Origin of the sequence: Flavimaricola marinus (assembly GCF_900184895.1) — a bacterium.
Lineage (GTDB): Bacteria > Pseudomonadota > Alphaproteobacteria > Rhodobacterales > Rhodobacteraceae > Flavimaricola > Flavimaricola marinus.
The window spans coordinates 514,615-530,546 of sequence record NZ_FXZK01000001.1 but is presented as its reverse complement, the minus strand read 5'-3'; the positions used below and the strand labels follow the sequence as shown (position 1 = coordinate 530,546).

Below are 15,932 nucleotides of genomic sequence, written 5' to 3'. Positions count from 1 at the left end.
CCCAATAACGCGGCTGACACGCATCAGACCGCCGCACAAAGCATAACACTCTAGGAGATATCAAATGCGTCACGCCAGTGGTTACCGCAAACTCAACCGCACCCACGAACACCGCAAAGCCATGTTCGCAAACATGGCCGGCTCGCTGATCGAGCACGAGCAGATCAAGACGACCCTGCCGAAAGCCAAAGAGCTGAAGCGCGTCATCGACAAGCTCGTCACTCTCGGCAAGCGCGGCGATCTGCACGCCCGCCGTCAGGCTGCTTCGCGTCTGAAGCAGGACCAGCACGTCGCCAAGCTGTTCGAAGTCCTCGGCCCCCGCTACGCAGAGCGTCAGGGTGGCTATGTCCGCGTTCTCAAAGCTGGCTTCCGTTACGGCGATATGGCTCCGATGGCGATCATCGAATTCGTCGATCGTGACCGTGACGCCAAGGGCGCGTCCGACAAGGCCCGTCTCGAGGCCGAAGAGGCCATGGACGACTGAGGTCTTCCGATTTGAAATTCCGAAAGGCCTCGCCCCGGCGGGGCCTTTTGCTTTTCAAATCTGTCGCGTAACCCGCTGGCCCTTTCCTCACCATCCTTGCAGGCATAGTCTCTCGTCATGGCTGATCTCTTTGACAGCGCCGCCTCTGCGGCCGACACCCCTTCGCTGAACCGCCCCTTGGCGGATCGCTTGCGTCCGGCCAAGCTGTCGGACGTGATCGGGCAGGGGCAGGTGCTGGGCCCGGAAGCGCCGCTCGGCACGATGCTGTCGTCGGGATCGTTGTCATCGCTAATCTTTTGGGGGCCGCCCGGCGTGGGCAAGACCACCATCGCCCGCCTTTTGGCGGACGAGACAGATCTGCATTTCGTTCAGATCAGTGCGATCTTCACCGGCGTCCCTGACTTGCGTAAGGTCTTTGAAGCTGCGCGTATGCGCCGCCAGAACGGCAAGGGCACCTTGCTGTTCGTGGACGAGATCCACCGCTTTAACAAAGCCCAGCAGGACGGTTTCCTGCCCCTGATGGAAGACGGGACGATCCTGCTCGTCGGGGCGACGACCGAGAACCCCTCGTTCGAATTGAACGCCGCTCTTCTCAGCCGGTCGCAGGTGCTTGTCCTGACCCGGTTGGATCACGACGATCTGGAGCTCTTGGCGCAGCGGGCCGAGACGGAGCTGGGCCGGCCGCTGCCTCTCGAACCGACCGCTCGCAGGGCGCTGCTCGACATGGCGGACGGTGATGGCCGGGCGCTGTTGAACCTGATCGAACAGGTGGCCGCTTGGAAACCGCAGGGCCAGCTAAACACCGATGCCTTGACCAGCCGGCTGATGAAGCGCGCCGCGAAATACGACAAATCGGGCGATGAGCACTACAATCTGATCTCGGCGCTCCACAAGTCGGTCCGTGGGTCGGACCCGGACGGCGCCCTTTATTGGTTCGCACGGATGCTCACGGGCGGGGAAGATCCGCGCTATCTGGCGCGTCGTATCACGCGTATGGCTGTCGAGGATATCGGTCTGGCCGATCCGCAGGCCCAGACCCTGTGCCTGAATGCATGGGAGACTTACGAGCGATTGGGCAGCCCAGAAGGCGAGCTGGCTCTCGCGCAAGCGGTCACCTATCTCGCCCTTGCGCCCAAATCCAACGCCGCCTACGTCGCCTACAAGGCCGCGATGGCCGCCGCCAAGGCGACGGGCTCCGAGCCGCCGCCCAAGCACATCCTGAACGCGCCGACATCGCTCATGAAGGATCAGGGCTACGGCGCGGGCTATGCCTATGATCATGACGCCGAGGATGGATTTTCAGGGCAGAACTACTTTCCCGATGGCATGGAGCGTGGTGCCTACTACGTTCCGGTCGACCGCGGGTTCGAGCGTGACCTGAAGAAACGGGTCGATTATTTTGCCGGATTGCGCGCGAAACGGGGCAAGAATTGACATCCGGGGCAGAGGGGGCCAAGGGGAGCGGATGATATTGGCCTTTCTTCAAGTCGCCCTCGGTGGCGCCGTCGGTTCCGCCCTGCGCTTTGGCGTGGGGCTGTTGGTGTTGCGTGCCGCGACGCCGGGTTTTCCGTTGGCGATCCTGACCGTGAATATTCTCGGCTCCTTTGCGATGGGCCTTTGTGTGGTCTGGTTGGCGCAGCGTGGCCTGACCGCATGGCAGCCTTTGGTCATGACCGGGCTGTTGGGCGGGTTCACCACCTTCTCGGCCTTCTCGCTGGAGACGTTCACGTTGTTCGAACGCGGGCAGATCGGAGCGGCGGCGCTCTATGTCGCCCTCTCCATCATTCTATCGGTCGGCGCATTGGCCGCTGGCGTAATACTTGCACGAGGGCTTTGGGCATGAGCGGCGTTCAGATACGGATTGTGGGCCCCGATGAGGGCGATCAGCGGCTGGACAGGTATTTGCGCCGGCTCTTTCCGCATCTGTCGCAGGGCCGTATCGAGAAGCTCTGCCGCAAGGGCGAGATTCGGGTCGATAGTGGCCGGGTGAAGTCCTCGACGCGGGTCGAGGTGGGACAATCGGTGCGCATCCCGCCGCTGCCCGACGAGGCGGAGATCACCGCGCAGGCCGTCAATCGGGCGATCAGCGCGGCCGATGCCAAGATGATCCAGTCCTGCGTGATCTACAAAGACGACCATATCATCGCGATCAACAAGCCGCCGGGCTTGCCGACGCAAGGTGGCACGGGCGTCGCCCGCCATGTGGACGGCTTGGCCGAGGCGCTTCGGTTCGGCTATGAGGACAAGCCTCGTCTGGTCCATCGCCTCGACAAGGACACGTCCGGTGTTCTTCTGCTGGCCCGCACCCGCACGATGGCGCGTGCATTGACCGAGAACCTCAAGCATCGCGAGACCCGCAAGATCTATTGGGCCGCTGTCGCGGGTGTCCCTCACCCCCGTGCAGGCACGATCAAATACGGTCTGGTCAAGGCACCGGGGCATGGCAAGGGCGGCGAGGGCGAGAAGATGCAGTGCATCCACCCCGCAGACGTCGACAAGACCGAGGGTGCCAAGCGTGCGACAACCGATTGGGCCGTTCTGACGGCTTTGGGCAGCCGGGCGTCTTGGGTCGCGCTGGTTCCGGTCACGGGCCGGACGCACCAGTTGCGCGCCCATATGGCCGAGATCGGACATCCGATCCTCGGCGACGGCAAATATGGCGGTTCCAGTCAGGAGAATCAGGGCGACGGCTGGGGGGCCGGACTCGGTGGCGAACTGAGCCGCAAGCTGCACCTGCATGCCCGCACCCTGATTATCGAACACCCCGAAACCAAGGCGGTGCTGCATCTGACTGCGCCGCTGCCTGAACACATGGAACGGACATGGGACTACGTGGGCTGGGTTGTCAGCCATGCGCCCGTCGATCCGTTCAATATGCCGGACTAGCCCACGACCATGAGCGATTGGAAAGCAAAACGATTCTGGAAATCCGTGTCGGTTGCCGAAGCCGATACCGGCTATGGCATCGCGTTGGATGGCCGCCCTGTGCGCAGCCCCTACAAGACGCAGTTGATCGTGCCGAGCCGGCCGATGGCCGAAGCGATTGCCGAGGAATGGGATGCACAGCAGGGCGTCATCAAGCCAGAGGAGATGCCGCTGACCCGCATGGCGAACTCGGCTCTCGACAAGGTCGCGCCGCAGAAGTCGGCTGTTCTGGCGCATCTGGCCGAATATGCGGAGACGGATTTGCTTTGTTACCGGGCCGAAACCCCGCCCGCCTTGGGAGAGCGTCAGTCCGCCGGCTGGGACCCGGTGTTGGACTGGGCGAGAGAGGCACTCGGCGCGCCGTTTCAGATCGGTCTGGGGGTCATGCCATTTGCCCAGCCCAGCGATGTCAGCGACCGTATCGGCGAGCAGCTCGCTCGATTTGACGACTTCGAATTGACCGGCCTGCACGATCTGATTGGCCTGTCGGGATCGGCGGTCTTGGGGCTTGCGGTGTCTCATGGGCGTTTGACGGGCGCCGAGGCGTGGGCGTTGTCGAGGATCGACGAGGACTGGCAAACCGAGCAGTGGGGCGTTGACGACGAGGCCGAAGAGATGGCTGCACTCAAGGCTGCCGGATTTTTGAGCGCCGAGCGCTTCTTGCGCCTTGCACGCGGGCAGACCGCCTGACGCATACGGAAATTCGCGAGAGAAATAGGCATATGCCGTTGCGAAACCGCTTCTCAATTGACCATACCGCCCTTGACCTTGAACGGTGAATCCGACCAAGGTTGCACTTGTCGGGGCCTGTTCGCAGGCTTTGCCGTTCAACATGATCCGGTCGGGCCAACCACTCGATCCGATTGGGTCAAACAATAATAGACTCCCCCGGAAAGTGGGGAGGAAACTCAGGAAGAGGTTTACGATGAAAAAAACCGTTTTTTTCGGTGCTGTGACTGTAGCTGGCCTTGCGGCCGGCCTGGCCAGCGCCGCCACTCTGGATGACGTCAAGGCGCGCGGCACTTTGAACTGTGGTGTGACCACTGGTCTCGCTGGCTTTGCCGCTCCGAACGCTGAAGGCGTTTGGGAAGGCTTCGACGTCGATCTCTGCCGCGCAGTGGCTGCCGCCGTTCTCGGCGATCCGATGGCCGTGAATTTTGTGCCCACGACGGGCCAGACCCGTTTCACGGCGCTCGCTTCGGGTGAGATCGACATGCTGTCGCGCGTGACGACCTGGACCTATAGCCGTGACACCGACCTGTCCTTCGAATTCGCTGGCGTCAACTACTACGACGGTCAGGGCTTCATGGTTCCGCGTGCGCTGGGTGTCTCCTCGGCCAAGGAACTGGACGGCGCGACCGTCTGCATCCAGACCGGCACCACGACAGAGCTGAACCTTGCGGACTTCTTCCGCAACAACAACATCAGCTACGAGCCGGTCCCGGTCGAGACCAATGCAGAAGGTCAGCAGCAGTATCTGGCTGGCGCCTGCGACGTCTATACCACTGACGCATCGGGTCTGGCTGCAACACGCGGCACCTTCGAAAACCCTGCCGACCACGTCGTTCTGCCAGAGATCATCTCGAAAGAGCCGCTCGGCCCTGTGGTCCGTCACGGTGACAACGAGTGGGGCGACATCGTCCGCTGGACGCTGAACGCTCTGGTCGCCGCAGAAGAACTGGGTGTGACCTCCGAGAACGTGGCCGAGCTGGCCGCTGCTCCGACCGACAACCCGGAAATCAACCGTCTGCTTGGCACCGAAAGCGAGCTTGGCGCGATGATGGGTCTCGATGCCGACTGGGCCGTGCGTGCGATCTCCGCCGCCGGTAACTACGGTGAGATGTTCGAAACCAACATCGGTGAGAGCACCCCGATCGGTCTGGCTCGCGGCCTGAACGCGCAGTGGACCGAGGGTGGTCTGCAGTACTCGCCGCCGTTCCGCTAAGATGAACTGGAAGGGGCGCAGGGAAACCTGCGCCCCTTTCCAATAGAACGACGCGATACGCGCAAAAAGGTTGCCATTCAGGCACAGTCGGAACAACCGGCGTGACACTGACAGCATCCATCTCCGGGGAGATAACACATGACGTCCTTGACGGACCCACACAAGCCGGCGTTTCGGCTCAGTCAGCTCATTTACGATACTCGGTACAGATCCATGACCATTCAGGTCGTGGCGATGATTCTGCTCCTCACTGCGTTTGGCTGGCTCATCAACAACACGGTCGAGAACCTCGGCGCTCTGGGCAAAGATTTTGACTTCAGCTTTCTGGGCAGTCGGGCCGGCTATGACATCAACCAGATGTTGATCGAATACGACAACTCGATGACCCACGGTCGGGCAGCGCTTGTCGGTATTCTCAACACCCTGCTGGTTGCGTTTCTCGGTTGTATCACGGCGACGATTATCGGTGTTTTTGTTGGGGTTTTGCGTCTGTCGAAGAACTGGATCGTCTCTCGTCTCATGGCGGTCTATGTCGAAGGCTTTCGAAATGTGCCGCTGCTGCTCTGGATTATTCTGATCTATGCGGTGATGTCGGAATCGATGCCGCGCCCGAACGACTTCCGTGGCGAAGACCCGTCCGCATCTATGATCCTCGGCGATTCCGTGGCAATCACCAACCGCGGCATCTACATTCCGCGGATCGGTTTCTCGAATTCGCTGAGCGGGAACGAAGCCGTCGCGCCCATCGAAGGGGCCACGCCGTTGGCCACCGGTGCGATCGACTGGATACTCGTCTTTGGCGCGCTGGCGCTCAGTGTCATCGCCGTCCGGTATGTCCGCAAGAAGGCCACCATCACGCAAGAAGCGACAGGTGTGCGGCCGACGACCTGGTACTGGCAAATTGCCATTCTGGTGATTCCGGTCCTGATCGTGAGCCTGTTCCTGGGGCTGACGTTTTCATCGCCCTACCTGAAGGGCTTCAACTTCACCGAAGGCACGCATCTGCGCAACTCGCTGATCGCGCTCTGGATCGCCTTGTCGCTCTATACCGGTGCGTTCATTGCCGAGATCGTTCGGTCGGGTATCCTGTCGGTTTCGAAGGGCCAGTCCGAGGCGGCGTTTGCGTTGGGTCTGCGACCGAGCTGGACGATGAACCTCGTCATCCTGCCACAGGCTTTGCGGGTGATCATTCCACCGCTCATCTCGCAGTTCCTCAACCTGACCAAGAACTCCTCCCTCGCCATCGCCGTGGGATATATGGACGTTCGGGCCACGTTGGGCGGCATCACCATCAACCAGACGGGACGTGAGTTGGAGGGGATGCTCTTGCTGGGCCTGTTCTACCTCGCGCTCAGCCTGCTGATCTCGAGCTTGATGAACGTCTACAACAACTCCAAAAAGCTGAAGGAGCGCTGAGATGTCAGATACACATGCGCAAACTGTCAGCTATGTGCGGGACACCATGTTGCCGCAAGCTGAACCCCCGCTGCGGGACAAGGGCGCGGTCAAATGGATGCGCGAGAACCTGTTTTCTTCTTGGCTGAACGCAATCTTGACGGTGCTGTCGCTCTTCGTCGTCTACTGGATCGTGAGCCACCTCTATCCGTGGTTCGCCAACTCGGTGTGGCGGGCCGGCTCTCTGACCGAATGTCGGGAGATCCGTGACGCCACGGTCGGATCGGACGCGCCATCGGCCTGCTTTGCCGTGATCGCAGATCGCTGGCAGCAGCTTTTGTTCGGCTTCTACCCCAAGGAATATTACTGGCGTCCCGTTCTGGCGCTGGTCGTGTTCCTCGTGTCACTCTGGCCGGTCTTGTTCGACAATGCTCCGCGCAAGATGCTGTTCTTTACGCTCGCGGCGCCCTTCATCATGTTTGCCCTGCTTTGGGGCGGACCGATCTGGGGGCCACTGTTCGTCGCGCTCGGATTTGTGCTTGGCTATTTCGCCTATGAGCTGGTGAACAAGTCCGCCGGGCCGCTTGCCGCGACTCTGGCTGCGATAATCCTGCCGCTTCTGTATTGGTTCTATCTTGTCGGACCACTGGCCGGCCTGTTCAGTTCCGTTGCCCCGATCGGGTTCGAATACGTCGATTCAAAGGATTTCGGCGGATTTACCTTGTCGGTTGTGATCGGCGTGGCCGGGATCGTCCTTTCGCTGCCCTTGGGGATCCTTCTGGCGCTTGGGCGCAGCTCGGACCTGTTCCTGATCAACAAGGTCTCCGTCGGCTTCATCGAGATCATCCGAGGCGTGCCTCTGATCGTGTGGCTCTTTACCGCATCGCTGTTGCTGAACTACTTCCTGCCGCCGGGGACGAATTTCGACCTCATGCTGCGGGTCATCATCATGGTGACGCTGTTCTCTGCGGCCTATATCGCAGAGGTGGTGCGCGGCGGCCTGGCAGCCCTGCCCAAAGGGCAATACGAGGCGGCTGACGCGCTGGGTCTGGATTACTGGAAAGCCATGCGGCTGATCATCCTGCCGCAGGCTCTCAAGATCTCGATCCCGGGCATCGTGAACACCTTCATCGGACTGTTCAAGGACACCACGCTGGTCGTCTTTATCGGCCTGCTCGACCCCATCGGGCTTACCAACGCCATTCGGGCTTCGACCGACTGGAATGGCGTCTACTGGGAGCTCTTCGTTTTCATCGGCCTGATGTTCTTCATCTTCTGCTTCAGCATGGGCCGCTATTCCCTCTATCTGGAGAAAAAACTCCAGCGCGAACACCGGTAAGGAGACCAGATATGTCAGACATCGTAACCGAGCGTGACATCGACCGGAGTCATATGACCGTCTCCGACGAGGTGGCCATTCAGATCGATCAGATGAACAAGTGGTACGGCACGTTCCACGTGCTGCGCGACATCAACCTGACGGTGTACCGTGGCGAGCGGATCGTGATTTGCGGGCCTTCGGGCTCTGGCAAATCGACGCTGATCCGCTGCATCAACCGACTGGAAGAGCATCAGGCCGGCAGCATCGTGGTGGACGGCACGGAGCTGTCCTCCGACCTCAAGAATATCGACAAGATCCGGTCCGAGGTCGGGATGTGCTTTCAGCACTTCAACCTGTTCCCGCATCTGACGATCCTCGAGAACTGCACGCTTGCCCCGATCTGGGTCCGCAAGACACCCAAGAAAGAGGCCGAGGAAATCGCCATGCATTTCCTCCAGAAAGTGAAGATCCCCGAGCAGGCGGACAAGTATCCGGGCCAGCTGTCCGGTGGTCAGCAGCAGCGTGTGGCGATTGCGCGCTCGCTGTGCATGAAGCCCCGGATCATGTTGTTCGACGAGCCGACCTCGGCGCTCGACCCGGAGATGATCAAGGAGGTGCTCGACACCATGATCGAACTGGCCGAAGAGGGCATGACCATGCTCTGCGTGACCCACGAGATGGGCTTTGCCCAAGCGGTTGCGAACCGGGTGATCTTTATGGATCAGGGCCAGATCGTCGAGCAGAACGAGCCGAAGGAATTCTTCAACAATCCTCAGTCGGACCGGACCAAGTTGTTCCTGAGCCAGATTCTGGGCCACTAGCGCCGGAAATTGAGTTTTCTTGCCAAGATGAAGGGGGGAGCGGCTGCGCTTTCCCCTTTTTCGTGGGCTAGCTGTGAAGGTCGCCTGGAATTGCGAAATCGATGCAGGTTCCGCTACCCGGGCCGACCTCGGACCACTTGTCCGTGTCGAAGGTGATCACCGCCACGGCACAGGTCGGGTAGTCGCTGTAACGCTCATGCTGGGGCCGAACGCGCACGATGCCGCTGGCCATGCCACCGATGCCGGGGTTGTGACCGAACATCGCCACGCACCGCCCGGTCGCCTGCTGGAGCGTGTCGAGAATGGTGAAGGGGGCGGCGTGATAGAGCTTGTGCAGATAGGTGATCTGCGGCTTGTGATCCCATTCCGACAGCATCAGAGCCAGTGTCTCGGCCGTGCGCGCCGCGTCGGAGCACAAGACTTGGTCCGGCACGTGCCCGAGGCTTTGCAGCCATCGTCCCATCTGTGGCGCCGTCCGCCGCCCTCTTTCGTTCAGCACCCGTTGGTGATCGTCACCGAACGGATTGTCCCAGCTGGATTTGGCGTGACGGACGAGGATCAGTTTGAGTGTCATACCGGGTGAAACGCCTTCATGTGAAAGGACGACTGCGCCGCGCCGCGCCGGCCAGCGCCTACCGGGCAAGCTCGCCGGACCAGACATCCGCCGCCGTGACAGACTGCGCCGGCGCTGGTCGTGAGCCAGCGTTTGCAGGCAGGCACGTCATAGCCGTCGGGTGTAAGGGCATCGACGGGGCAGGCCGTCGTGCAGGGGCGTTCCATGCAAGTCTCGCAGGGCGCCTTTGCCTCGATCGAAGCGTGGGTTTCTGCGATTCCGATTGCCCCTCGGAACGAGATGAACAGGCCCGCGACATCGTGCACCAATAGACCAACCGGCGAAGACCAGCACCGTCCCGAGCGCAGGGCCCATGTCAGGAAGGGCCTATAGGGCGGACCGCCGAAGGGAAAGTAGGCTTTGGTGTCTAGCTCGCAAGCGATCCCTCCGATTGCCTTGCGCGACCATCTGTCAAGCGCGTCGGGCGCGCCGTCGTTGTATTCCGCAGTTTCGGTAAACATTGGCCAGAACCTGGGTTCGTCGGGGGCCAGCAGCACGATGGATTTGATCGACGGGGGCAGACCGTCTTCGGGAGCGGCAGGCGCGACACCTGCAACCATGAGGCCTGCTGTGGCGGCCCGAGGAAGTATGTCGTTCAGACCTGCCGTCACGCGCCGCGCGGCCTGACGCGCGATTCCGTCGATCGAATGATGGACCCTGCACCATGTTCGGTGAACAGTTCGAGCAGGCTGGCATTTGGCAAGCGACCGTCGAGGATCACGACGGCCCGGACGCCCGCGTCGAGGGCGGCGAGGGCGGTCTCTGTCTTTGGGATCATGCCACCGGCGATCACACCTTTAGCGATCATCTCCCGAACCTGTTCGGGGCTCAGCTGAGTGACGATTTCGCCGGTCTCGTCCTTGACGCCGGGGACATCGGTCAACAGCAAAAGTCGGTCGGCCTGCAGCGCACCCGCGATGGCGCCGGCGGCTGTATCGCCATTGACGTTGAAGGTTTCGTTCTGGTTCATGCCGGTGGCCACAGGGGCCACGACCGGGATAATCCCGGCCTTGAACAGATCGCGAAGCACCTGCACGTTCATTTCGCAGGGCCGACCGACGAAGCCGAGTTCCGGATCGTCCGGCTCTGCCACCATCAGATCGTCGTCCTTGCCAGACAGGCCCACGGCGCGCCCGCCTTCGTCCATGATGGCCTGAACGATCCGCTTGTTGACCAGACCGGTGAGCACCATCTCGACGACCTCGACGGTCGCCTTGTCCGTCACCCGCTTGCCGCGCACGAAATCTGATTTGATTCCCAGCTTTCCGAGCATTTCGTTGATCATGGGGCCGCCGCCATGCACGACGACAGGGTTCACGCCGACCTGCCGCATGAGCACGACATCACGGGCAAACTCGGCCATCGCGGCCTCGTCGCCCATCGCATTGCCGCCGAACTTGACCACGACGATCGCCCCGGAATAGCGCTGCATATAGGGGAGCGCCTCAGAGAGCGTCCGGGCTGTCGCCAACCAATCACGGGTCATGTCCTGCTTCCTCATGGCTTGCCACACCTTTGCTTTTCGGGGTCAGTCTATGCTGGCAATGATTGCCCTTAAAGTCGATATTCCGTCGCCCTTTTCCGAAGAGGTCAGCACGATTTCCGGGAAGGCCGCCGGGTGGCGGGTCAAGGCCGCACGCGTCGTCGCAAGGGACTTCTCGAGATCGGAGGCCTTGACCTTGTCGGTCTTGGTCATGACGCATTGGAACGTCACGGCGGAACGGTCCAGAAGCGACATGATCTCTTCGTCGACGGCCTTTGCGCCATGCCGCGCGTCGATCAGCACGAAGACGCGGCGCAGTGTCGGGCGACCGGACAGGTAGGATTTGAGCAGCCGCTGCCATTTCTCGACCACCGGCAGGGGCGCGTTGGCAAAGCCATAGCCGGGCAGGTCGACCAGATAGAGCGCGTCCTGCACGGTAAAGAAGTTGATCTCTTGCGTGCGGCCGGGAGTGTTCGACGCGCGCGCGATAGCCTTGCGCCCGGTGACGGCATTGATCAGGCTCGATTTGCCGACATTGGAGCGCCCGGCAAAGCAGACTTCGATGCGGTCCGATGGCGGCAGACCGTCCATCGCAACGACGCCTTTGAGGAATTCCACTTCGCCTGCAAAGAGAAGGCGGCCCTTTTCGGTGGTTGCGGCGTCGGGGTCTTCAACGATTGGGAAGGGTAGGGCCATCATGCGTGCTCCAGCCGGTCACCGGTGCGCACTTCGCCCGAAGCGATGACTTCGGCGTAGACCCCGAAATCAATATGCGCCCAGTTGTCTTTGAGAATTGCCAAGGTGTCGACATCGACGGCACCGGTTTCGGGATTGCCCCGGGTGGCATTGCAACGTCTGATCCGGTCGCGGATCACGATCCGGGCGGTGCCAAGCGTGAATTCGTGACCGATCCAATCGAATTCCGCCCATGCCTCTGGACCATCGAGCAGAATATTGCCGCGCCAGCGCAACGGCGAGAGCGCCTGTCCGGCAGCGCCTTCAACGGCACGATGCGAGGCCAGGTTCATCAGGCTGATCGAAGGATATGGTGAATCCGTCATTCCGCGCTCGGTGGCAAGGACCAGACGGTCCGGCTGCGCGGCCCTGTCGGGATCGACAAGCGCACGGGTCCAGTCGACGAAAACCTCGCCTTCCCTTGACGGATCAAACGTCAGGCTGGGGAGATCGGGATGCGTCACCGTCAGGTTGCCGTCGGACAGCGTCGTGATCTGGATGGCCTGTAGGGCAGGGGTCTTGGCTCCACGAGAGAAGTGGGCGCAGGGCACCCATTCCTGTCCGTCGGCGGCAGAGGTGTCGAGCGGCACAGCCCAGATGCGGTCGCCGGGGAGCGTCTGCCCTTTGGTCAGAGCCACGGACGCGATCTGCTCGCGCCCGTGGCTCTTGATCGGATGGCGCCAAATCGAGGCGACTTCGGCCATCACTTCTTGCCTTTTGGCGGGCTCGACTTGTTGGCCGCCGCGGGCTCTGACTTGCGGAAACTGCCGATGATGTTGCCAAACACGTCAGGCTTGTGACCGTTCAGACGCATGATGCTGTACTGTTGGACGAATGTGATCGTGTTGTTCGCGATCCAGTAGAGCACCAGGCCGCTGGCAAAAGAGCCCAGCATGAACATGAAGATCCACGGCATCCACGCAAAGATCATCTTTTGCGTCGGGTCGGTCGGCGATGGATTCAGCTTTTGCTGCATCCACATCGAAATGCCCAGAAGGATCGGCAGCACACCGAGGCTGAAGATGTAGAAGATCGACCCGATTTCCGGCGTTCCCCAAGGGGCAAGACCAAAGAAGTTGAGGATCGAGGATGGGTCCGGGGCGCTCAGGTCGCGAATCCAGCCGATCCAAGGGGCGTGCCGCAATTCAATGGTGACGAAGATCACCTTGTAGAGCGAGAAGAAGATCGGAATTTGCATCAGGATCGGCAAACAACCCGAAGCGGGGTTCACCTTGTTGTCCTTGTAGAGCTTCATCATGCCCTGTTGCATCTTCTGACGGTCGTCGCCTGCGGCTTCCTTGAGCTTTTCCATCTCTGGCTGAAGCTCTTTCATCTTGGCCATCGAGACCCAGGATTTCCACGCCAGCGGCAAGAGCAGCGTCTTGATGCACAGGGTCAGGAGCATGATCGACCAGCCCATGTTGCCGATGATCCCGTTCAGGAAGTGCAGGACAGCGAAGATCGGCTTGGTCAGGAAGAAGAACCAACCCCAGTCGATCGAATCGATGAAGCCTTCGACGCCGTCCTCTTGCTCATAGCTGCGGATCGTTTCCCATTCCTTGGCACCCGCGAAGAGACCCGTCTGGGTGCTTGCGGTGCCGCCGGGGGCCACGGAGACGGCCGGATAGACGGTTTCGGCGAGATACACGCCGTTGACCGAGCGGGCGACGGAGCGGAAACCCGTCCCGGGCGTCGGGATCAGGTTGGTCATCCAGTATTTGTCGGTGAAGCCGATCCAGCCATTCGCTTCGACTTCGCTGCGCTGCTCGTCGGTGCTGAGGTCGGGCAGATCGTCGTAGTCGATCTCTTCGAGGGTGCCGTCCGACATCCGAACGAGACCTTCGTGAAGGATGAAGAACGGCCGCGAGTCCGGCAGGCCATCGCGCCGGATCTGGCCGTAGGGGCGCAGAGACACCTGCGACCCCGTTGCGTTCTCGACCGACTGCTCGACTTCGAACAGATAGTTGTCGTCGACCGAGATCGTCTTGCGGAAGGTCAGTCCCGCGCCGTTGTCCCACACGAGGGTGACGGGCGTATCCGCCGTCAGGGTCGAGCCGCTTTCCAGCTCCCACAGCGTGTCGGGGTCGGGCACCTGGTCCTGATTGACACCGTCGACGGCCAGCCAGCCATGCACGGCGAAATAGGGCAGGGCATCCGCGCCCGGTGACAGGAGACGCACAAGCTCCGAGGTCGGGTCGAGCGTTTCGCGGTAGTCGGCCAGCGATAGGTCGTCGATCCGGCCACCTGCCAAGGTGATCGATCCGGTCAGCCGGGCCGTGTCGATGGCGATCCGGGCCGCCTCTGCTGCCGGTGCGCCAAGTTCGGCAACCGGCGCCGGGGCCGCCTCGGACCCAACCTGCGGGGCCAGCCCGTCAGAGACCGGCGCCGTGACCACTTGTCCGTCGGAATCGGTGACTGCCGGCGCTTGTTCCTCTGGGGGAAACAGGATGAACCACGTCAAGATCACCACAAAGCTGAGCGCCGTGGCGAGGATTAGGTTCTTGTTCTGATCGTCCATGAAAACCGCCTACTCCGCTGGTCTGTCCGTCGCGAGAAATACCAGGCCGGTTCAACAGGGGGAGGGGTCAAAGGTCAAGCGGTTTCGGTGCTTTTGTGTAGGTTTGGCAGGGTCTGATCGCGTGGTGCGGGCTGTCGGCCGGCTTGGATTAGATCACTTTGAGATGGCGCGCGGGGGGCGGGCTGTGACGGCTGAGGTAAGTCTCGATCCAGTCTTGCGTTTCAGCGAGCGGCATTGGCCGGGCAAGAGCAAAGCCCTGTATGTGGCCACAGCCCAGTTTCATCAGCATTTCTTGCTCCTCGGGGGTTTCAACCCCTTCAGCCAAGGTGTCGAGCCCCAGTCTATCGGCCATGGTGAGAATCGCGGAGACCATCTTCTGCTGTTCCGGGTCTTCGTCGATCCGGGTGACGAAGGACCGGTCGATCTTGATCCTTTCGATCGAGAACCGGCGGATCGAGGTGATCGAGGCATGGCCAGTGCCGAAATCATCGAGATCGAGGCAGCACCCCAGCCGGGCCAGACTCGCCAGATTGCGGATCACCACGTCGTCAGACCGACTTGCGACCACCGTTTCGAGCACTTCGACAACAAGGCGATCCGGGGTGAGGTCGAATTTGTCCAACTCCCAGCCGATCCGTTCCACGAGACGTGGATTGCAAAGCTCGTCGGAGGAGAAATTGACGCTGACGCGCGGCACGTCGATGCCGATATCATCCCAATATTTCAAGGCGGAAAGTGCTTCCGTCACCATCAACTCGCCCAGTCGATCCATCAGGCCTGCGTGTTCGAGCGCGGGCAGGAACTCGGCCGGGGGGATCAGTCCGCGCTCGGGATGATGCCATCGCGCCAATGTCTCGAAGCCGGTGATCGCCCCGGTCCCAATCGAGATTTGGGGTTGGTAGAAGGCCTTGATCTCGCCGTTTTCCAACGCATCGGCGACCTGCTCGGACAGGCTGTTGCGGCTCTTGATCCGGTCGCGCATGGCGAGCGAGTAGCTTCGAATGGCAGATGGTCCGTTGCGCTGCGCTTCGATCAATGCGGCCGTCGCTGCCTGCATCAGGCTCTCGCCGCTGGGATCGTTCAGGCGGGCGGCGAGGCTGAAGCCTACGGAGACGGTGACGTAAGCGTTTGTTCCCTCCACGGAAATCGGCTCCGCCACGCTGCGCTGAATGCGGCCGGCCATCTGGATGACGACCTCTAGATCGAGGCGGCGCACCGGACTGAGCGCGATGGCGAAGGTGGAATTGTCGATCCGGGCCGGGATATCTGCGTCGCGCAGCGAGTCACAGATCCGCTCGGCGGTCACCTTCACGATCCGGTTGACCATGGCGTGGTCGTAGCGTTCCTCGACGAGCCGGAACTTGTCGATCTCGACCATGATGATTCCTGTCGACCAACCGAGGCGGCGGGACATGGCGAGGGCGAGGTTTGCGGCGTCCACGACGCCCTCCCGCTGGGTCAACCCGGTCAGAGCATCGCGATTCTTGTCGCCGTAGGTTCCGTCGGGCGGCAGGGCGAAGGCGAGCGTGACGGGAAACGCAAGCCCCACGAAAGCCATCGCCGTTTGCCCGCCGACCAGATAGGCTACAGCCAAAAGGATGGGAAAAAACAAGAGCATATGCGGCCGCTGAATGGACCGTGCAGTGCGCGAGGCGCGGGTGGAAACTTGATGTGTGGCGTGCAGAATCATTC

General features: G+C 61.4%; 16 protein-coding genes. 9 read left to right on the top strand and 7 right to left on the bottom strand.

Translation table 11 applies throughout. From position 1 onward, the window contains the following. The first annotated feature begins 64 nt into the window (after nucleotides 1–64). From rplQ to LOM8899_RS02520, 9 genes are all read left to right on the top strand, one after another. On the top strand, nucleotides 65–484 hold the full coding sequence (gene rplQ, locus LOM8899_RS02560) for a 50S ribosomal protein L17 (RefSeq protein ID WP_093990580.1): 420 nt from the start codon (nucleotides 65–67) through the stop codon (nucleotides 482–484). A gap of 117 nt (nucleotides 485–601) precedes the next feature. Then, a complete protein-coding gene (locus tag LOM8899_RS02555; RefSeq protein ID WP_093990579.1) occupies nucleotides 602–1,918 on the top strand; it encodes a replication-associated recombination protein A in 1,317 nt (438 codons plus the stop codon). Between the two features lie 31 nt (nucleotides 1,919–1,949). Next, nucleotides 1,950–2,327, top strand: a complete 378-nt coding sequence (gene crcB / locus LOM8899_RS02550) for a fluoride efflux transporter CrcB (protein WP_093990578.1) — start codon at nucleotides 1,950–1,952, stop codon at nucleotides 2,325–2,327. Further along, nucleotides 2,324–3,370, top strand: coding sequence for an RluA family pseudouridine synthase (locus LOM8899_RS02545; protein ID WP_093990577.1), 1,047 nt, complete (start codon nucleotides 2,324–2,326; stop codon nucleotides 3,368–3,370). The genes crcB and LOM8899_RS02545 overlap by 4 nt, the downstream gene beginning before the upstream one ends. Nucleotides 3,371–3,379: 9 nt before the next feature. Beyond that, entirely contained in the window at nucleotides 3,380–4,099 is a 720-nt protein-coding gene (locus LOM8899_RS02540) for an ATP12 family chaperone protein (protein ID WP_093990576.1), read from the top strand. 235 nt (nucleotides 4,100–4,334) lie between these two features. Then, a complete protein-coding gene (locus LOM8899_RS02535) occupies nucleotides 4,335–5,354 on the top strand; it encodes an amino acid ABC transporter substrate-binding protein (RefSeq protein ID WP_093990575.1) in 1,020 nt (339 codons plus the stop codon). A gap of 138 nt (nucleotides 5,355–5,492) precedes the next feature. Next, a complete protein-coding gene (locus LOM8899_RS02530; protein WP_093990574.1) occupies nucleotides 5,493–6,770 on the top strand; it encodes an amino acid ABC transporter permease in 1,278 nt (425 codons plus the stop codon). 1 nt (nucleotide 6,771) lies between these two features. Beyond that, nucleotides 6,772–8,088 (top strand): amino acid ABC transporter permease, encoded by a 1,317-nt coding sequence (locus LOM8899_RS02525; protein WP_093990573.1) that lies wholly within the window; start codon nucleotides 6,772–6,774, stop codon nucleotides 8,086–8,088. An 11-nt stretch (nucleotides 8,089–8,099) separates the two neighbouring features. After that, on the top strand, nucleotides 8,100–8,891 hold the full coding sequence (locus tag LOM8899_RS02520) for an amino acid ABC transporter ATP-binding protein (protein ID WP_093990572.1): 792 nt from the start codon (nucleotides 8,100–8,102) through the stop codon (nucleotides 8,889–8,891). Between the two features lie 67 nt (nucleotides 8,892–8,958). Here LOM8899_RS02520 and LOM8899_RS02515 read toward each other — a convergent pair whose 3' ends face one another. The 7 genes from LOM8899_RS02515 to LOM8899_RS02485 all read right to left on the bottom strand — a co-directional run bounded on the left by LOM8899_RS02515 (nucleotide 8,959) and on the right by LOM8899_RS02485 (nucleotide 15,858). Then, the gene (locus LOM8899_RS02515; protein WP_093990571.1) at nucleotides 8,959–9,465 is read right to left on the bottom strand and encodes a SixA phosphatase family protein; all 507 of its coding nucleotides are present in this window, start codon (nucleotides 9,463–9,465) and stop codon (nucleotides 8,959–8,961) included. Then, nucleotides 9,462–10,064, bottom strand: coding sequence for a ferredoxin (locus LOM8899_RS02510; RefSeq protein WP_093990570.1), 603 nt, complete (start codon nucleotides 10,062–10,064; stop codon nucleotides 9,462–9,464). Before LOM8899_RS02510 ends, LOM8899_RS02515 begins: the two co-directional genes overlap by 4 nt. 47 nt (nucleotides 10,065–10,111) lie before the next feature. Continuing rightward, complete coding sequence (gene argB, locus LOM8899_RS02505) at nucleotides 10,112–10,990, bottom strand: acetylglutamate kinase (RefSeq protein ID WP_093990569.1); 879 nt, start codon at nucleotides 10,988–10,990, stop codon at nucleotides 10,112–10,114. A 42-nt stretch (nucleotides 10,991–11,032) separates the two neighbouring features. Next, on the bottom strand, nucleotides 11,033–11,686 hold the full coding sequence (gene yihA, locus LOM8899_RS02500) for a ribosome biogenesis GTP-binding protein YihA/YsxC (protein ID WP_093990568.1): 654 nt from the start codon (nucleotides 11,684–11,686) through the stop codon (nucleotides 11,033–11,035). Beyond that, on the bottom strand, nucleotides 11,683–12,426 hold the full coding sequence (locus tag LOM8899_RS02495; protein ID WP_093990567.1) for an MOSC domain-containing protein: 744 nt from the start codon (nucleotides 12,424–12,426) through the stop codon (nucleotides 11,683–11,685). The genes yihA and LOM8899_RS02495 overlap by 4 nt, the downstream gene beginning before the upstream one ends. Next, entirely contained in the window at nucleotides 12,426–14,240 is a 1,815-nt protein-coding gene (gene yidC / locus LOM8899_RS02490) for a membrane protein insertase YidC (RefSeq protein ID WP_093990566.1), read from the bottom strand. Before yidC ends, LOM8899_RS02495 begins: the two co-directional genes overlap by 1 nt. A 148-nt stretch (nucleotides 14,241–14,388) precedes the next feature. Beyond that, entirely contained in the window at nucleotides 14,389–15,858 is a 1,470-nt protein-coding gene (locus LOM8899_RS02485) for a putative bifunctional diguanylate cyclase/phosphodiesterase (protein WP_093990565.1), read from the bottom strand. Nucleotides 15,859–15,932: the final 74 nt, after the last annotated feature.